This is a genomic window from Asaia bogorensis (assembly GCF_900465345.1).
Taxonomy (GTDB): domain Bacteria; phylum Pseudomonadota; class Alphaproteobacteria; order Acetobacterales; family Acetobacteraceae; genus Asaia; species Asaia bogorensis_A.
Map to the genome: position 1 here is coordinate 128,404 of NZ_UEGO01000031.1, position 16,352 is coordinate 144,755.

Annotated in this window: 15 protein-coding genes and 1 tRNA gene; 9 read left to right on the forward strand and 7 right to left on the reverse strand. The window is 61.5% G+C overall.

Translation table 11 applies throughout. The features are described from left to right. Positions 1-206 precede the first annotated feature (206 nt). Positions 207-725 (forward strand): protein-export chaperone SecB, encoded by a 519-nt coding sequence (secB, locus tag ED655_RS10830; RefSeq protein ID WP_023978446.1) that lies wholly within the window; start codon positions 207-209, stop codon positions 723-725. 253 nt (positions 726-978) lie between these two features. On the opposite strand, the gene ED655_RS10835 is transcribed toward secB, so the two are convergent. The 3 genes from ED655_RS10835 to tsaD form a co-directional block, all read right to left on the reverse strand. Beyond that, positions 979-1,068: transfer RNA gene (locus ED655_RS10835), tRNA-Ser, on the reverse strand. A gap of 256 nt (positions 1,069-1,324) precedes the next feature. Further along, the gene (locus ED655_RS10840) at positions 1,325-1,519 is read right to left on the reverse strand and encodes a hypothetical protein (protein WP_122050162.1); all 195 of its coding nucleotides are present in this window, start codon (positions 1,517-1,519) and stop codon (positions 1,325-1,327) included. 124 nt (positions 1,520-1,643) lie between these two features. Beyond that, on the reverse strand, positions 1,644-2,732 hold the full coding sequence (gene tsaD, locus ED655_RS10845; RefSeq protein WP_122050163.1) for a tRNA (adenosine(37)-N6)-threonylcarbamoyltransferase complex transferase subunit TsaD: 1,089 nt from the start codon (positions 2,730-2,732) through the stop codon (positions 1,644-1,646). An 88-nt stretch (positions 2,733-2,820) separates the two neighbouring features. On the opposite strand from tsaD, the gene hemC reads away from it, so the two are divergent. From hemC to ED655_RS10870, 5 genes are read left to right on the forward strand one after another with little or no spacing between them, the layout of a single operon-like run. After that, positions 2,821-3,930, forward strand: coding sequence for a hydroxymethylbilane synthase (gene hemC, locus ED655_RS10850; RefSeq protein WP_122050323.1), 1,110 nt, complete (start codon positions 2,821-2,823; stop codon positions 3,928-3,930). After that, positions 3,923-4,669 carry a uroporphyrinogen-III synthase gene (locus tag ED655_RS10855; RefSeq protein WP_162993488.1) on the forward strand — a complete coding sequence of 249 codons (747 nt, stop codon included), beginning with the start codon at positions 3,923-3,925 and terminating at the stop codon, positions 4,667-4,669. Before hemC ends, ED655_RS10855 begins: the two co-directional genes overlap by 8 nt. Continuing rightward, a complete protein-coding gene (locus ED655_RS10860) occupies positions 4,666-5,523 on the forward strand; it encodes a 23S rRNA (adenine(2030)-N(6))-methyltransferase RlmJ (protein ID WP_122050164.1) in 858 nt (285 codons plus the stop codon). Before ED655_RS10855 ends, ED655_RS10860 begins: the two co-directional genes overlap by 4 nt. Beyond that, complete coding sequence (locus ED655_RS10865) at positions 5,520-6,485, forward strand: NAD(P)H-dependent glycerol-3-phosphate dehydrogenase (RefSeq protein WP_122050165.1); 966 nt, start codon at positions 5,520-5,522, stop codon at positions 6,483-6,485. The genes ED655_RS10860 and ED655_RS10865 overlap by 4 nt, the downstream gene beginning before the upstream one ends. 23 nt (positions 6,486-6,508) lie before the next feature. Beyond that, positions 6,509-7,219, forward strand: coding sequence for a TylF/MycF/NovP-related O-methyltransferase (locus ED655_RS10870; RefSeq protein WP_122050166.1), 711 nt, complete (start codon positions 6,509-6,511; stop codon positions 7,217-7,219). Between the two features lie 64 nt (positions 7,220-7,283). Here the strand turns inward: ED655_RS10870 and ED655_RS10875 are convergent, their stop codons facing one another. The 3 genes from ED655_RS10875 to ED655_RS10885 form a co-directional block, all read right to left on the reverse strand. Beyond that, positions 7,284-7,580 carry a superinfection immunity protein gene (locus tag ED655_RS10875; RefSeq protein WP_122050167.1) on the reverse strand — a complete coding sequence of 99 codons (297 nt, stop codon included), beginning with the start codon at positions 7,578-7,580 and terminating at the stop codon, positions 7,284-7,286. A gap of 85 nt (positions 7,581-7,665) precedes the next feature. Then, positions 7,666-8,583, reverse strand: coding sequence for an MIP/aquaporin family protein (locus ED655_RS10880; protein WP_122050168.1), 918 nt, complete (start codon positions 8,581-8,583; stop codon positions 7,666-7,668). Between the two features lie 154 nt (positions 8,584-8,737). Then, the gene (locus tag ED655_RS10885) at positions 8,738-9,979 is read right to left on the reverse strand and encodes a NupC/NupG family nucleoside CNT transporter (protein WP_122050169.1); all 1,242 of its coding nucleotides are present in this window, start codon (positions 9,977-9,979) and stop codon (positions 8,738-8,740) included. Between the two features lie 226 nt (positions 9,980-10,205). Between ED655_RS10885 and ED655_RS10890 the strand changes: the two genes are divergently transcribed. After that, on the forward strand, positions 10,206-10,694 hold the full coding sequence (locus ED655_RS10890; protein WP_062164857.1) for a glutathione peroxidase: 489 nt from the start codon (positions 10,206-10,208) through the stop codon (positions 10,692-10,694). A gap of 86 nt (positions 10,695-10,780) precedes the next feature. Here the strand turns inward: ED655_RS10890 and ED655_RS10895 are convergent, their stop codons facing one another. After that, positions 10,781-11,416, reverse strand: a complete 636-nt coding sequence (locus tag ED655_RS10895) for a LysE family translocator (protein ID WP_122050170.1) — start codon at positions 11,414-11,416, stop codon at positions 10,781-10,783. Between the two features lie 480 nt (positions 11,417-11,896). On the opposite strand from ED655_RS10895, the gene murJ reads away from it, so the two are divergent. Both murJ and mutS read left to right on the forward strand, forming a co-directional pair. Continuing rightward, positions 11,897-13,450 (forward strand): murein biosynthesis integral membrane protein MurJ, encoded by a 1,554-nt coding sequence (murJ, locus tag ED655_RS10900; RefSeq protein ID WP_122050171.1) that lies wholly within the window; start codon positions 11,897-11,899, stop codon positions 13,448-13,450. Positions 13,451-13,692: 242 nt separating this feature from the next. Further along, positions 13,693-16,338: a DNA mismatch repair protein MutS gene (mutS, locus tag ED655_RS10905; RefSeq protein ID WP_240993628.1), complete on the forward strand. Its 2,646-nt coding sequence runs from the start codon at positions 13,693-13,695 to the stop codon at positions 16,336-16,338. Positions 16,339-16,352: the final 14 nt, after the last annotated feature.

Sequence of the window (16,352 nt, forward strand, 5' to 3'; positions counted from 1 at the left end):
CTCGAAGGGCATCCTGACTAGGTAGAGCGGGTCGTGCGGTGGCACAACTCCCTGCCAATGCCTCCCAACCCGAAATATGGTCACATTTGCGCCGGAACCTTAGGCTGTTGGCGTGAGTCATCGATCATGCTACCGCCTAGAGGTACGCAATGCAGCTCTCATGGGCTGCATGTTCACAACCGCCCATGCGAGCAATGCGAGGCTTTATGTCCGATACCGTCCAGAACCCGGCCAACGACCAGGGCAACCCGCCCGCCCTGCCCCTGTCGGTCAATCTGCAATACACGAAGGACCTTTCCTTCGAGGTCCCGGCCGGTGCAGCGATTTTCGCAACGCTGCGCTCTGCACCCCAGATCTCGGTCAATATCGACGTGCAGGCCAATCGCCTCGAAGAAGCCCAGCCGGTTTTCGAGGTTGCACTCGCCATCCGCGCCGAAGCGACCGAATCGCCGGAAACCGAAGGCGGTGCAGCGGGCCGCACGGTGTTCATCGCCGAGCTGACCTATGCTGCCATCGTCACGCTGACCGACGCCCCCGCCGAGCTGATCGAACCGATCCTGCTGGTTGAAGTGCCGCGTCTGATTTTCCCCTATGTCCGCAGCATCATCAGCGACGTGACGCGCGATGGCGGCTTCCCGCCGATCGTTCTGCAGCCAATCGATTTCGTGGCACTGTGGCAGGCCAAGCGCGCCCAGCAGTTCCCTGAGACCGCAGGCAACGCCTGATCATGAGCACCGGGAGGGCCCACCCCTCCCGGTACGCACGCGCCTCACGCGCCTGCAACGGCTGACGCGCCGAAAAACATACCTGACATCATGGGTATCGCCGTCGGCGCTTAAGCTGCTTGACGTCAAGCCTGTCAGAGATTGCCACCTCTTTCTTTGTCGATGGCGCGGTAACACCCCATAGACGCGCTATAGTGCGCGACGATCTGCTGCTGGACAGACCGCGATCATCACCGGGAATTTTTAGGAAAAATGGCGGAGAGGGTGGGATTCGAACCCACGGTACGCTTACACGCACGGCGGTTTTCAAGACCGCTGCCTTCAACCACTCGGCCACCTCTCCTGCGCTCATCAGGGTATGACCCCTGCGGCAAGAGCCGCTTCTTTGCCCGGTTTCATAACGGGATGCAAGAGGGGGAATGCCACGAAAAAGAGCTGTCACCCGACGCGCCCATGAAGGCCTTGCGCGGGCACCTCCGTCCCTCCCGCAGCGAAACCGGAAGGGTCAGACCGGATCGAATGGTTCTCTAAACGCTGAGCTCTGCTCGATCTGCGCTCTCGCAGGCCCCTGCGTCACAACCATTACACCCGGCATAGCCTCAACCGAGCAGGTGAAACCAGGAAATGATGGCCCAGAGCGCACCGATCAGAAAAATCCCCATGCCAATGGTGGGTAAAACGATCGACCATAGAAAGCTTCGAACCGTCTGGGCTGGCTCGGCGATACCGGCCTGACGCTCAAGCGCATTCGCCTGTTCATCAATGTTGAACCAGGCATCGTCTTCTTTGCTCATCGCATGCACCTTCCCTGCTGTAACTGAAACCAGCCAAACACGGATGGCACATACAGGCCAATCAGTTCTCGGTCATCACACGTCCCAGCGTTGGCGTAGTGCCTCAATACTATCGAAGTAGGGCTTATGTCCCGGATCGTTTCCCGGCAGGCAGAATGTCGCCCAGTGGCCAGCGGGGGCGTGGTGCGGCTATAATGCCGTCCTCAAGCATCACACCTGCCTGTTCGTGGGCGCGGATCGTCTCGATAGCCGCCCAGCCCACCATGACGGCATTATCCGTGCACAGACGCAGCGGTGGTGCCACGAACGGAATATGCGCCTCCTGCGCAACCTGCTCCAGCGCGGCCCGGATCGTCGTATTGGCAGCAACCCCGCCGGCCACGACAAGGGACCTGGCCTCTGGCAACGCCTGAAGGGCGTGGCGCGCCCTGTCTGCCATCACATCGCAAACGCATTGCTGAAAACTGGCTGCGATATCCGCTGCAACCTGCCGTGGCAGGGCCGCCATGCCATAGGGCTCGATCTGTCGGGCAACTGCCGTCTTCAGTCCTGAGAAGGAGAAATCGCATCCTGGCCTGCCCATCAATGGACGCGGCAGACTGATGCTTCCTGCATTGCCCTCAGCCGCAAGCTTTTCGAGGGCCGGACCACCCGGCCAGCCCAGCCCCAGAAGCTTGGCCACCTTGTCAAAGGCTTCACCTGCCGCGTCATCAATCGTCCCGCCAAGCTTTACGTAGTGCCCCACACCATGCAGGGCGACGCATTGGCAGTGCCCACCCGACACCAGAAGCAAAAGATACGGAAATTTAATATCGGTCGCGACCAGCCCCGGCAGTCGCGCTGTCAGGGCATGTGCCTCGATATGATTCACTGCGATGAAAGGCCGGTCCATCGCCAGTGCCAGCCCTTTCGCATAGTTGCTGCCTACAACAAGCCCACCGATCAGACCCGGCCCGGTGCAGGCCGCAAAAGCCCCCATCTCGTGCAACGCAAGGCCCGATTTCTCAAGTGTTTGCCGGACGATATCAGGCAACAGGGACAGGTGCGCACGTGCTGCAATCTCGGGCACAACCCCACCCAACGCCGCATGGCCCGCCTGCGTATGCACGGTTTCGGCTAGCACCTGCCCTTCGGGAGAGAGAATTGCGCAGGCTGTCTCGTCACAGCTTGATTCGATGGCCAGAACCGGGGCCTGGAGTGAAAAACATGCCATGCCCCCTGATAACGCGATGGAACGTCATAAGCGAGCCGTCTCTTTTCATGGATCACGCGGTGGAGTAGCAAGATCAGCCATGAAACAGATGACGATGCCCGAAGCGCTCATGACCCAGAGCCTGCAATTGCAGCAGGTTGCTGCTGAAGCCATGCGCCGACAGGCCTCGCCCCATCCGCCGACCTCAAGGCACTCCCTGCCGCTCCGTGTGGGCACGCGCGGCTCGCCGCTGGCGCTTGTGCAGACAAGAGCTTTCCTGACGCGACTCACCCGTTTTTGTCCGCTGCTGCGTGACATGGGCGCGTTTCAGGAACATCCGATCAATACGACAGGCGATCAGGTCCAGTCCCGCCTGCTGTCGGAAATTGGCGGCAAAGGGCTGTTTGCCAAGGAAATCCACGAATCCCTGCTGGCGCGGCAGATCGACTTCGCCGTTCATAGCCTCAAGGATCTCGAAACGGTTCTGCCTGCCGGGCTGACACTGGCCTGCACGCTCAAGCGTGAAGACGCACGCGATGTGCTGATCCTGAGCCCGGCGCTGCGCGACAAGGCAAAGGCGCTGGTCGCAGCGGGCCACTCCCCGCTCGATGCCCTGCCCTTTGGCGCCAGGATCGGCTGCGCCTCTGTGCGTCGTCAGGCCCAGCTGCTGCATCGGCGTCCCGATCTGCGGTTTGGGCTGATACGCGGCAATGTGCAGACACGCCTCGACAAGCTTGCGGGCGGCGCTTGCGACGCGACCCTCCTTGCTCTGGCCGGGCTACGCCGTCTGGGCATGGAAGACCGGGCCGATATCATTCTCGACACCGATTTCATGATTCCGGCGGCCGGTCAGGGTATCGTTGGCGTGACAGTCCGTGCGGAAGACCGTGAACTGCTCGACCTGCTGGCGGCCATAGAAGACCCGGAGGCACGCGCTGTTGCGACAGCAGAACGCGCGCTGCTCGATGTGCTCGATGGTTCGTGCCGCACGCCGATAGGTGGCTATGCAAGGCTGCGCCCCAAGGCCCAGCCGGGCGGGCGCGGTCATTTCGGAGATCGCGAGCTTGTCCTGACAGGTCTGGTGGCCCGCGAGGATGGGTCCTTCTTCCTGCAACGCGAGATCTGCGGCGAGCCGACCGAGGCCCTGCGTCTGGGGCGCGAACTCGGCCTGTCGCTCCGTGCCGATTCCCCTGTCGATATCTTTGAGGATCATGGCTGAGACGCCGCGCCGGACGGTTCTTGTCACACGCCCGGAACCGGGATTGAGCGATACGCGCCGTGCGTTGGAGGCGCGGGGCTGGGAGCCTCATCTGGCCCCCATGCTGCGCATCATGCCTGTGCCCTTGCGTCCACTATCCCCTGTCGGCCGTGTCATCGTTACCAGCGGGCAAAGCCTCGACTCCCTGCGTGATGTGCTTCCACTGCAAACGCCGCTGACGGCCGTCGGCGCACGCACTGCCGAGCGCGCGCGTGCCTGCGGCTTCAGTCATGTCGATCATGCCGATGGCGATGCCCGCTCCCTGTTGCAGCATCTCGGTCGCCCCCGGTCAGACCCCTCTCTTCTTCTCGCGACAGGACGCGGCCTTGGGGGCATGCTGGCGCGTGACCTGCGTAACCAGGGCTGGCGCGTCACGAGACGGGTAGTCTACCATACCGCTCCCACCGGCACGCTGGATGACGCCACCCGGACGTTGCTCACCCAGCAGCGTATCGCCGCTGTCCTTTTTTACTCAGCTGCAACGGCCCGTGCCTTTCTCTCGGCGTTAGGGCCAGACAGCGCGCTTCTCGCAACGGTGCGGGCGCTTGCCCTGTCGGAGCAGATTGGCGACGCGCTGAGGCCATCGTCATTCGCCGATATCGCTATTGCCGCACGACCGGAGCAAGAGGCGCTGCTGGGTCTGCTCGGCCCATCAAGCGCTTCAGCACACGACACGCAATTCAGGAAAGACGCCCGTTGAACTACCGCCACGCCTATCACGCAGGCAACTTCGCTGACATGATGAAACACGGGCTCCTGCTCGTTATCCTTCGCCATCTGCTGCGCAAGCCAGCGGGTTTTTGCGTGCTCGACACCCATTCGGGCTGCGGGCTCTATGATCTTGACGCAACCGAAGCGCAGAAAACCGGAGAATGGCGCGAGGGCATCGGCGCTTTCCATGACGCCCCGGCCCTGCCGGAAACCGTGCCCGAGGAACTGACTGATTACCTCTCGATCGTGCGCAGCTTCAATGCGCCCGATGGTCCGGCAAACCGCTATCCCGGCTCACCCGCATTGGTCGCCTCGGTGCTGCGCCCTCAGGACCGGCTCATCTGTTGCGAACTCCACCCTGACGACGCCCGCATACTCAAGCGCAACTTCCGCGATCAACCGCAGGTTGCGGTGCATGAGCGCGATGGTTATGGCGCGCTCAAGGCCTTTCTGCCGCCGCGTGACCTCAAGCGCGGCCTCGTCCTGATGGACCCGCCTTTTGAGAAAACGGACGAGTTCGATACTCTTGCTACCGCCATGCGCAATGCAAGGCGTGCTTTCCCCATGGGCATTGTCGCCGCCTGGTATCCCATCAAGCATCGCGCCCCGGTGCGCCGTTTTCATGATACGCTGCGCGATATGGGTATGCGTGATATCGTCGATTGCAGCCTCTATCTGCGACAGCCCACCGATCCTGCCCGGCTCAATGGCTGTGGACTGACTATCATCGCCCCACCCTATCGTTTCGAGGATCAGGCCAGAGTGTTTCTCAACTCCATTGCGCCCGTCCTTTCACCGGACGGTGAAGGCTACGCGGAAGTGACCCGGATCGTGGAAGAATGACAGCCGCCTCCCCTCATATCGCCGTTATCGGTGCCGGGGCCTGGGGCATCGCCCTGGCCTGCGCCAGCGCCCGTGCCGGCGCGCGCGTGACACTCTGGTCGCGCTCCTCTGTGGCACCCGGCACGCGAACACTGCCCCGCCTGCCTGCTGCCGTCCTGCCCGATGCGGTTGGCGTGACATCCGACCTCCCCGATCACGCCGATCTGACACTGCTGGTGGTGCCCATGCAGACGCTCAGGTCAATTGCGCCGCGCCTCAAGGGTACCTCACCGCTCATTGCCTGCTGCAAGGGGCTCGAACTGGGCACGGGAGATCTCCCGCTCGACATTCTGCGCGAGACCCAGCCCGATCGGCCTCACGCCGTTCTGTCAGGCCCGAATTTCGCGATCGAAGTTGCGATGGGTGCACCGGCAGCAGCCACCATCGCAGCGGCGTCGCTTGATGAAGCCCATCACTATGTCGGCCTGCTCTCCTCGCCGCATTTCCGTCTCTATGCCAGCGATGATCCGATTGGGGTGCAGATTGCCGGCGCTGCAAAGAATGTCGTCGCCATCGGCGCCGGGATCGCCATTGGCGCAGGGCTTGGTGAGAATGCACGTGCGGCGCTGATCACACGCGCCATTGTCGAGATCGGTCGCCTCGCCGCGGCGATGGGAGGGCGTCCTGCGACGATAGCGGGCCTCAGCGGTCTGGGTGACCTGATTCTCACCTGTACGGGGGCAGGTTCACGCAATTACAGCCTTGGTCTCGAGTTGGGGCGCGGCACAAGCTTGGCCGAAATCCTTGGCACACGCAGCACGGTTGCTGAAGGCGTTGCCACGGCGCCCGCCCTGGCTGCAAGGGCAAAGGCGCTCGGCATTGCCATGCCCATTACCGAAACCGTCTCGGCCTTTCTGGCAGGGGAAATCGACCTCGCTCAGGCACGTCGCCACCTTCTCGAGCGGCCCATCACCGTCGAATAGAACCAACAATAAGGGACAGCATCATGTGGATGCGCAATGAAGCCATGCGTCGCCTCGTCAGCCGGAACCGGTTCGTCCGGTTTCTGACATTCGGTGTGCACAGCATGATGCAGATGAAGCTGCTCGGTGGGCACAAGCATCCGGTGACACTGCGTCGTCTCGACAAGGCGCGTGCAGGCACGGATTCACTCCTCAGCAGTGACGAGGCCTTCGTGCTTCATGAGCTAGCTCAGGCGCAGGCCGTCTATGAAGGCGATATGGCCGAATTCGGTGTCTATCGTGGTGCCTCGGCCGAGCTGCTCTGCATGGTCAAAAATCACCGCAGGCTTCACCTGTTCGACACCTTCGAGGGTCTGCCTGCACCCTGCGCTAAAGAGGGCAAGGTCTTTGCCAAGGGTGAGTTCTGCGGCACGCTCGACTCCGTCAGACGCAAGCTCGCAGGGTATGAGAACGTCGCCTTTCACCCCGGCTTCTTTCCGGACTCCGCTGCCTCGCTTGGCGATGAACGCTACAGCTTTGTCCATCTCGATGTTGACCTCTACGAAGCGACACTGGCAGGGCTGACCTATTTCTACCCGCGCATGATCCCCGGCGGCATCATTCTCACGCATGACTATTCCATCATCGACGGCGTGGCGCAGGCTTTTGCCGAATTTCTGGCAGACAAGCCGGAGCATGTCATTGAACTGCCCACCACGCAGGCCATGATCATCCGTCACCCCCGTCAGGACTGATCCGTCGATATCACAGCAGAGGTGGCGCAGCCGGCGCCATCTCATGGCCCGTATGGGTCGATGGCTATCTGCCTCGTCCGGGCAGAATATTCTTTAACGTACCGCGCAGGCGCTCGAAACGGGCCACCATCGCATCGCCGGGCCGATCCATAAAGGCCCATGCCATGAGCGGCATCCAGATCCAGAACTCCCAGAAAAACACCAGATTGATCAGCGCGATCATCCGGAAAGACGGATGACGGCGCAGCCCTGCAACAAGCGTCGGCAGAAACACCCAGACGAAGCAGACAAGCCCCACAAGAACTAGAGTGAGTGGATCATGATCATGCAGGCGGTGCAACAACGCGCTCTTATCTAACATGATAACGCCTCCGTCTGTTTCGGTAAGATAACGTTAAGACGCGTGGAGCGGTGACGCAATGCAACCATTCATTGCTTCGAAGTAACTATCTCGCCTCGCCGGAAGTGCGGCCCTTATGCCTGAACCATCTCGACAGGAAAAACGGCGCGCGCCCTCCATGACCGAAATAGGCCAGACGCGCTTCGTGCAGATGAACCCTGCCAAATGCTTCAGCCCGTATCAGGACGATCATGATACTGGCTCCAGCGAAGGGACCGAGCAGATAAACCCAGAAATGCTCCCATGATCCCGATATCAGCGCCGGTCCGACGCTCCGGGCGAGATTCGTACTATCGCCCGAAAGCCAGGCCTCGAAGGGATTGAGCACGAAAAACACCGGACCTGCCGCCCACGCAGCAAACCGCCTCAAGGCGGGCCGCGCACCGCAGAGCAGGACGACAGCAACAAGTATCGCCGTTGTATTGATCTCGCCTACAAAGGCCCACCATGGCGGCACAAAGGGAGACGGCACGGTCGCTGCAAAGCGTGACGACTGGCACCAGAGCCCCCAGACTGGCCAGATCAGGCCACTCGCCGCAACCAGCCCCGTTCCCATGACCGCACCCGAAATCTGAGCGAGCATGTAAAACACCATATCGGTCAGGGCCAGACGCTGGCCCAGACAGAATGCCAGGCTGATCGACGGGCTCAGATGAGCACCGCTGACACGCCCAAAAGGCGAAAGGGCCGCCAGCGTGGAGCTCAGACCAAAAACGAGCCCTTCGAGGGCACTGAGCAGATTGGGCCAGTCAGCCAGCGCTCTGGCGACCGGGCTATGCGGTGAGCCTATGGCAACGTTGGAGCAGATTCCACCAATCATGAGCAGGCAGGTCGCCCAGAACTCGCAGATATAGAGCCGCGTATGGAGGTTCTTGCCCGGTTCGGGCTTCCCCATGAGAGGGCGGTCATGGGGATCGGGGTAAAGGGAGTGAAGGTCCTGCTTGCCGGGTGTGTCATCCACCATGCCTGAGCTGTCCCTTTTCCTCTGCCTTCCTGCGCCCTGCCATCCGCGGCGTGTCAGATTTACGGGATCGGAAAATCCCGCTGCTGACCGGCAAGGACGCCCATGACGCCCCCGCGATAACCGGGTCTGTGCGAGGCTTTTGGGGGAGGCTGGCTCAGGCGGCAATAAAAAGCCCCGTGATCGTAGCACTCATGAGGTTGGAGAGCGTCCCGGCAATTACACAGCGTGAGGCGATCGTCGCGATTTCAGCGCGTCTTTCGGAAGCCACGCTGCCAAAGCCACCGATAAGGATCCCCACGCTCGAGAAATTGGAAAAACCGCATAGCGCGACCGAGACGATCGCGAGGCTATGAGCAGAAAGTGCATGCGCGTGGATAAGCGGCGATAGCCCGACATAGGCGACGAACTCGTTGAAGGCGATTTTCTGCCCAAGAAGCCCGCCAACGGTCAGGGAATCAGCCCAGGGGATACCGATCAGCCAGGCGAGCGGTGCCATCAACCCGCCCAGAAGCGTGGAGAGGCTCATGCCGGGCAGATGGAGCCACCCGCCCAAACCATGAAGAACGCCATCGACCAGTGCGGTGATGCCGACAAACGCAACAAGAACGGCACCCACGGCAAAGGCCACGCGGGCACCGCTCATCGCGCCCTCGGCCAGCGCATCGAAAACACCGGATGTCTCGAGCACGGCGCGTGGCATGGGTTCCTTTGCCAGCGCGGCATCTTCCGGGGTGGGCCAGAGAATTTTGGCGAATAGCAGTCCGCCCGGTATCGCCATGAAAGACGCCGCCAGCAGGTAATGCATGGGCACACCAAGCCCCGCATAACCAGCCAGCACGGAACCGGAGACCGAGGCGGTGCCCGAACTCATGATCGTGAACAGTTCGGCGCGACGGAGCTTGTTGACATAAGGCCGCAGCACCACCGGCATTTCACTCTGCCCCAGAAACACGGTCATGACGGCAGAAAAGGATTCGATGGCCGTTGTGCCGAGTACACGGCAAAGGCCCTGCCCGATGACACGGGCCAGCGCCTGCATGACGCCCCAGTGATAGAAAAGGGCAATCAGCGCCGAGACATAAACAATGGCCGGCAACACCTGAAAGGCGAACACGAAACTGTCCTGCCCGAACAGAGTATCCATTTTGGGCCCAGCAAGACCGCCGAACAGAAAATGCGTTCCAACCTGCCCATAGGCCAGCACTGCCCCGACGCCATCGGCCAGAGCCCCGAAAAGCCTGCGCCCCCAAGGTACGAAAAGCGCCAGGGCACCGATGCCGCATTGCAGCGCCAGAGCAATACCCACCTGACGGAAATTTATGGCTCTCCGGTTACTCGAAAGCAGCACGCCCAGCGCGATGAGCACTGCCATACCAACCAAACCGCGCAGGAACATCAACGGCCCTTCAGATCATTCATTCCCTGCCCCCTCAGGGCATGAAACTGCGCCCAAGCGGGGGAGAGATGCGAGGAGTTACAACACGATAGAAGGCCAGCGTCGAGACATGACCTGCGGGAACCGTTCTACTCGCGAAAGGTTTTACTGTGTCGGGATGCTTGCACGCTGTCCAGCGGAAAGCCACAGTGGTGGTCAGGCTCATAACGAGGCATGACGGACTGACATGACGACCAGTTTTTATGATTTGCAGATACCCGCCCTGTGCGGCGAGCCGATCTCGATGGCCGATTTCAAAGGCAAGGCGGTCGTGATTGCCAATACGGCCTCAAAATGTGGCTTCACCCCGCAATATGAAGGGCTGCAATATCTCTGGAGCCATTACGGCAAATCCGGCCTTGTGGTGCTGGGCGTGCCAAGCAACGATTTTGGCCAGCAGGAACCGGGAACAGCTTCCGAAATCCAGACCACCTGCTCGCGCAATTACGGCGTCAGCTTCCCTATGGCGACCAAATCAACCGTCAAGGGCAAAGAGGCCACGCCGCTTTTTCGTTGGCTGGCCAGTCAGGGCGGGATCCTGTCGCGCCCGCGCTGGAATTTCTACAAATACATCGTTTCGCGTGAGGGTGAGCTGCTCAACTGGTACACGCCGCTCACCGCCCCCGACTCAGATCGCTTCAAGGCCAGCGTCATGCGTGCGGTGATGGATCGGTAATGCCCCTGCCCGGCCCGTTCGCGGGTCGGGGCCTCTGCCACGCAATCACGTCAGAAATTTATCCCCAGACGCGATGAGGAAAAGTCTCAGCCCTGGCGTTCGAGGGCAAGACGCAGGCCAAAGGCCATGAAGATACCGCCCGTGGCGCGGTCGAGAATTCTTACAGTGGCGGGGCGGGACAAAAACGCCCCCAGCCTGACGGTCATGAGAATGAGCAATGTGAACCAGCTCAGCGTCAGCAGCACCTGAATTCCTGCAAGCAGCAGCGAAAATGCGACGAAATTGACCCCATGCGGGATGAATTGCGGCAGGAAGGTAATGAAGAAGATGCCAACTTTCGGGTTGAGCAGATTGGTCGTCAGCCCCTGACGAAAGCTCTGCCAGCCAGACAGGGTGACACCACGCAACGCGTCACCCTGTGTGGCCTTGCCACGGGGCTGGAGCAGCAGGCGTATCCCGACACTGAACAGATAGATGGCGCCCGCCCATTTCACGATAGTAAAACCGAGTTTTGAGGCTGCAAGTAATGCCGTCAGCCCGAAAGCGGCGCTTGCCCCCCACACGAAAAGCCCGAGCGTAATGCCAAGCGCGGCACAGAATCCTGTGCGAGTTCCTGAAATGGTCGTGCTGCGCAGAACGAATGCCGTATCGAGCCCGGGGACGAGGGTGAATACCCCAGCCGCGAGGACAAAACTGGTCAGTGAAAGCACTATAGGGCTCATCTCTCGCTCGCCTTGTTCGACATCCGGCTGTCCGGATCCATCTTCTCTTGATGCCGGGCCACTTTTTGAGGCTCGCAGAAAGAAATCCTGCCAACGCGCTGCCCGAGGGGCGTTCTCTAGCCCCGGGAGATAGCTGCCCACAAGAAAAAGCTCGCAGGGTCAGCCATGCCTTTTCTGCACAATCGAACCGTCAGATAACGTGTGAAAGAGAGCGGCCTGTCGGCATAGGGGAACAAGCTCAGGATATGTCTGGCTTTGCAGGCTAGTCTGGCCGTGCCTGCGTGTGGTGATGACGTAACGACACCCATTTTTCGCCGCGCTCATCCACCGCCACAGGAAAGCCACTCTCTGCCCCGATGGCTGGGCGCCGTCATGCTGATGACCCCGTAGCCAATCCTCCCCGACCCGATGGCGCTCCAGCGCCGTTGCGTCTAAAGAGGCGCGTTCAATTTTAGCTTGTTCTCTGACTGGAAGCCCGGAATGCTCCGAAACCTGATCACCGTCGGTGGTTGGACCATGCTGTCCCGTATCCTTGGTCTGGTGCGTGACCAGCTTCTTGCAGCGTTTCTGGGTGCTGGCCCGGTGCAGGACGCCTATCAGATTGCCTTCAGGCTGCCGAACATGTTCAGGCGGCTTTTTGGCGAGGGGGCTTTCAACGCAGCCTTCGTACCGCTCTTTACCGAGCGTCTGACAGCGCATGGGCAGGAAGATGCCTCGCGCTTTGCCTCGCAGGCCTTGAGCTGCCTCAGCGCATGGCTGCTCGGCCTCACGATCCTGGGTGAAGTGTTCATGCCCTGGATCATCGAAATCATCGCACCGGGTTTCAATCATGCCGGGGGCCGCTTCGAAATGGCGGTTACTCTCACACGCATCACCTTCCCCTATCTGATCCTGATCTGCACAGCTGCTCTGGTGGCGGGCGTGCTCAACGGGCTGCATCGTTTCTCCATGGCAGCCGGGGCCTATGTTTCCTTCAATATCGTGGGCATCGCCACCATCCTGCTTGGCGCGCTGGTGTTTCATGACACCGCCACCTGGACCGCCATCGGAATCACGGTTTCAGGATTCGTCCAGCTTGGCCTTCTGCTCTGGTCGGTTAGACGCGCCGGTGTGCGATTGACCCTGCCGCCCCCCCGCCTGACCGGCGAGATGCGCGACATGCTGCGTCGGCTCTGGCCGGGGCTGGTTGGCTCTGGCGCCACTCAGCTCAACCTGACCGTCGATACGCTCATTTCCACCCTGCTCCCGGCGGGGTCGATCTCGTGGCTTTACTTCGCCGATCGCGTCAACCAGCTGCCATTAGGTGTACTGGGGGCCGCCGCAGGAACGACACTTCTGCCTGTCCTGACCCGTCATGCAGCCGAGCATGACACGGCAGGCGGACAGAAAACGCTCAATCAGGCCATTGATTATGCGTCTATCCTGACTTTTCCAGCCTGTTTTGGCCTGCTGGCCCTTGCGCCGGAAATCATGGCGACGCTTTTCGGCTATGGAAAATTCACGACCGAAGACGCGCTTTCATCAGCGCAATCGCTACGGGCCTACGCGCTTGGCCTGCCCGCCTTTATTCTAATCAAGGTGCTCTCGCCAGGCTTCTTCGCTCATGGTGATACCCGCACGCCAGTGCGTATCGGATTTCTCACCCTTGCGCTCAATCTTGCGCTTAATCTTGCGCTCTATCGCCCGCTCACCCATGTCGGACCACCGCTGGCGAGTACGATTGCGGCTCTGGTCAATCTCGGCTTCCTTGCCGTCATCCTGCACAGGCGATCCGTATTCCGTCCGGATGCGGCTCTGGTTGGCCGCCTGCTGCGTGTCATCGCCGCCTCTTTTCTCATGGCGCTTGTCACGGTCACGCTGGCACGCCTCATCGCGCCGGGTCTGGTCATGTGGCATGGCCTCATGCGGGCGATGATGCTCGGCATCCTCATGGGGCTGGCTGGTGTGGTTTACCTCGCCGCCCTCTGGGCCTTCGGCGTTGCACAGCCTGACCGCCTGCTTCGCCGTGTCCTGCGCCGCGGCCGCGCCCGTTGAGATCATACTAGGCGTTCGAAATCAGGTCGGGGCGTGACGGCGCCCCGCGCATTACATCTCTCCGCACCTGAGTGATTTGCACGGCTATATGTCGCTGGCTTCCTGACCGCACAGACAAGCGTTGCAAAATAATCATGGCTCCAAGGCGATCGCGCCTTGTGCCTCGACAGAGAGTTCACAGGACCGCGCAGTAACGTTAGGGTTTATGTCATGTGGCGCGACATACAGACCCGACATCCAGCATGACGACCCCCGCGATTACGGGTGCAATCCCCTCTGCCGAGGGGGCGACGCCTGCCATGGCGCAGTGGTTTTCCCTCAAGGCGCAGGAACCCGATGCGCTGCTGTTTTTCCGTATGGGCGATTTCTACGAGCTTTTTTTCGCCGATGCCGAAACGGCATCGATGGCACTCGATATCAGCCTGACCACACGGGGCAAGCATAACGAAGAGCCGATCCCCATGTGCGGCGTTCCGGTTGCGGCCGCCCCGGCCTATCTCGCCCGCCTGATTCGTCGCGGCTTTCGTGTGGCTGTGGCGGAGCAGACCGAAGCTGCGCGCAAGGCGGGTGATCCTCCCCAGAAAGGCCCCCTGTCGCGGGCTATCGTGCGTCTTGTCACGGCAGGGACGCTGACCGAAGACGAATTGCTTGAGGCCGATCGCCCCAACCTTCTCTTCGCCCTTTCCGCCCCCGCTCGCAAACCGCGCGCCAGCGATGCGTGCGGCGCGGCCTGGATCGATATCTCGACCGGATCGTTTGAAACCACGGCGCTGCCGCGCACCCAGATCGAGGAGTTGCTCGCCCGCCTCGACCCGTCGGAAATCCTTGCTGACCCGGCACTTGTCCCGGAACCCTTCGCGCTGCGCGTCGCCCCCAACATGGTTCCGCCCGGCATCGACTCAGCACGGACGCGCATGGCGCAGATTTTTGAAGTCCCTCAAATCAGCATTCTGGGCGACTTCACCGACGAGGAGATCCGTGCAGGCGCCCTGGTGCTTGATTATGTGCGTCGCAGCCAGGCCGGTGCGATGCCCCGTATCGCCCGCCCCCTAAGACGGGATGATTCCGAGACGCTGGGTCTCGATCCTGCAACACGCGCCAGCCTCGATCTCGTGCAGGCCAGAGACGGCACAACCACCCATACGCTTTTTTCGGCGGTGGATCGCTGTGTCAGCGCAGCCGGGCAACGCCTGCTCGCCCAGTGGATTGCAGCCCCCTCTACCGATCTGACGCTCATCCAGAGCCGCCAGGAAGGCTGGCGCTGGATTGGTGCCCAGCCAGGGCTGATGGAGGCGATAACGCCCATCCTGCGGCGCAGTCCTGATCTTGCCCGCGCCTTGGGCCGCCTTTCGGCGGGGCGCGGCCTGCCGCGTGATCTGGCTGCCACACGTGATTTGCTGCAAGCGGCTGACGCGCTCGTGGCGTTGCTCGAACCGGTTTGCGACGATGCAACGCCTTCGCTCATCCGGGCGCTTTTCGCCGGGCTGTACGGCCGCGCCGATGCCCTGCTGGAGACGCTTGAAAAAGCCCTGTCAGACTCCCTGCCCGCCCGTATCGAGGATGGCGGGGTTATCGCCACCGGCTATGATGCCGATCTCGATCGTTATCGTGGCCTGCGTGACGACAGCAAACGTACCCTTGCAGCGCTTCAGCAGAGCTATGCCGAGAGATTCGGCGTTGCCACGCTCAAGATAAAACATCACGCGCAACTGGGTTACATCATCGAGACCTCGGCGCTGCATGGGGCGAGGCTTAAGGATTGCCCCGAGCTTTCCTTCAGGCAGGGCACGGCCAATCTGGTGCGGTTCACCACAGAGGAACTGCTCGACCTCGACCGGGCTATTCTGGAGGCCGCCGACCGCGCCGGTGCGCTGGAGCGTCGTCTGTTCGCCGCGCTGGTTGCCGAGACTGTCTCGCATCCTGCCCTGCCGGAACTGGCGGAGCTTTTTGCGCTGGCCGATGTGCTGACTGGCTCTGCGCGACTGGCGCAGGGTGGCACCTGGTGCAGTCCCGAGATGACGCAGGATCAGAGCTTTGCGCTCAAGGCCTGCCGTCACCCTGTAGTTGAGGCGGCCCTGGACCGTGCCACGCGCTTCATCCCCAATGACTGCCACCTACCGCCCGACCAACGCGTGATGCTGTTGACCGGGCCCAACATGGCCGGCAAATCGACCTTCCTGCGCCAAACGGCCCTCGCCGTTATCCTCGCCCAGGCCGGTCTGCCCGTTCCTGCTGAGAAAGCCCGTATCGGCATCGTCGATCGCCTGTTCTCGCGTGTGGGCGCTGCTGATGATCTCGCGCGCGGACGCTCGACCTTCATGGTTGAAATGACTGAGACAGCCGCCATCCTGCGTCAGGCCGGGCCGCGCTCCCTTGTCGTGGTGGACGAGATCGGCCGCGGCACCTCCACGCTGGACGGGCTTGCCATCGCCTGGGCCACGCTTGAGGCGCTTCACTCGCAGCTTGGCTCACGCACTATCTTCGCCACGCATTTTCATGAGCTGTGCAGCCTGTCCGATTCGATGCCCCGGCTCACACCGTTCACCATGGCGGTGCGCGAATGGCAGGGCGAGGTGATTTTCCAGCATGAGGTGCGCAAAGGCTCGGCACGCAAGAGCTGGGGGGTGCACGTGGCCCAGCTGGCAGGCGTTCCGCTACCGGTCGTGCAGCGTGCCACGCGCCTGCTGGCAGCCCTTGAGCGCGATCAGGGGCGCAGTGGGCCGCAACTCCCACTATTTGAGGCCGCCCCGCCTCCCCCTGTGGCGAAAGATCACCTGCGTGAAGCGTTGGAGACGATCGACCCCGATACCCTCTCGCCGCGCGACGCTTTGGAGGCCCTCTACGCGCTTCGTAAACTTGCGCTTGAAACAAAGAACGATTTGACCTGAAGATAGCAAATTCA

What these genes read in the sequence shown, in the direction of transcription:
- ED655_RS10855 (WP_162993488.1), top strand. Translation starts at nt 3,923, where the DNA reads ATGGCTGAGACGCCGCGCCGGACGGTTCTTGTCACACGCCCGGAACCG.
- ED655_RS10890 (WP_062164857.1), top strand. Translation starts at nt 10,206, where the DNA reads ATGACGACCAGTTTTTATGATTTGCAGATACCCGCCCTGTGCGGCGAG.
- ED655_RS10885 (WP_122050169.1), bottom strand. Translation starts at nt 9,979, where the DNA reads ATGTTCCTGCGCGGTTTGGTTGGTATGGCAGTGCTCATCGCGCTGGGC.
- secB (WP_023978446.1), top strand. Translation starts at nt 207, where the DNA reads ATGTCCGATACCGTCCAGAACCCGGCCAACGACCAGGGCAACCCGCCC.
- ED655_RS10840 (WP_122050162.1), bottom strand. Translation starts at nt 1,519, where the DNA reads ATGAGCAAAGAAGACGATGCCTGGTTCAACATTGATGAACAGGCGAAT.
- tsaD (WP_122050163.1), bottom strand. Translation starts at nt 2,732, where the DNA reads ATGGCATGTTTTTCACTCCAGGCCCCGGTTCTGGCCATCGAATCAAGC.
- hemC (WP_122050323.1), top strand. Translation starts at nt 2,821, where the DNA reads ATGACGATGCCCGAAGCGCTCATGACCCAGAGCCTGCAATTGCAGCAG.
- ED655_RS10895 (WP_122050170.1), bottom strand. Translation starts at nt 11,416, where the DNA reads ATGAGCCCTATAGTGCTTTCACTGACCAGTTTTGTCCTCGCGGCTGGG.
- mutS (WP_240993628.1), top strand. Translation starts at nt 13,693, where the DNA reads ATGACGACCCCCGCGATTACGGGTGCAATCCCCTCTGCCGAGGGGGCG.
- ED655_RS10870 (WP_122050166.1), top strand. Translation starts at nt 6,509, where the DNA reads ATGTGGATGCGCAATGAAGCCATGCGTCGCCTCGTCAGCCGGAACCGG.
- ED655_RS10880 (WP_122050168.1), bottom strand. Translation starts at nt 8,583, where the DNA reads ATGGTGGATGACACACCCGGCAAGCAGGACCTTCACTCCCTTTACCCC.
- ED655_RS10865 (WP_122050165.1), top strand. Translation starts at nt 5,520, where the DNA reads ATGACAGCCGCCTCCCCTCATATCGCCGTTATCGGTGCCGGGGCCTGG.
- murJ (WP_122050171.1), top strand. Translation starts at nt 11,897, where the DNA reads ATGCTCCGAAACCTGATCACCGTCGGTGGTTGGACCATGCTGTCCCGT.
- ED655_RS10875 (WP_122050167.1), bottom strand. Translation starts at nt 7,580, where the DNA reads ATGTTAGATAAGAGCGCGTTGTTGCACCGCCTGCATGATCATGATCCA.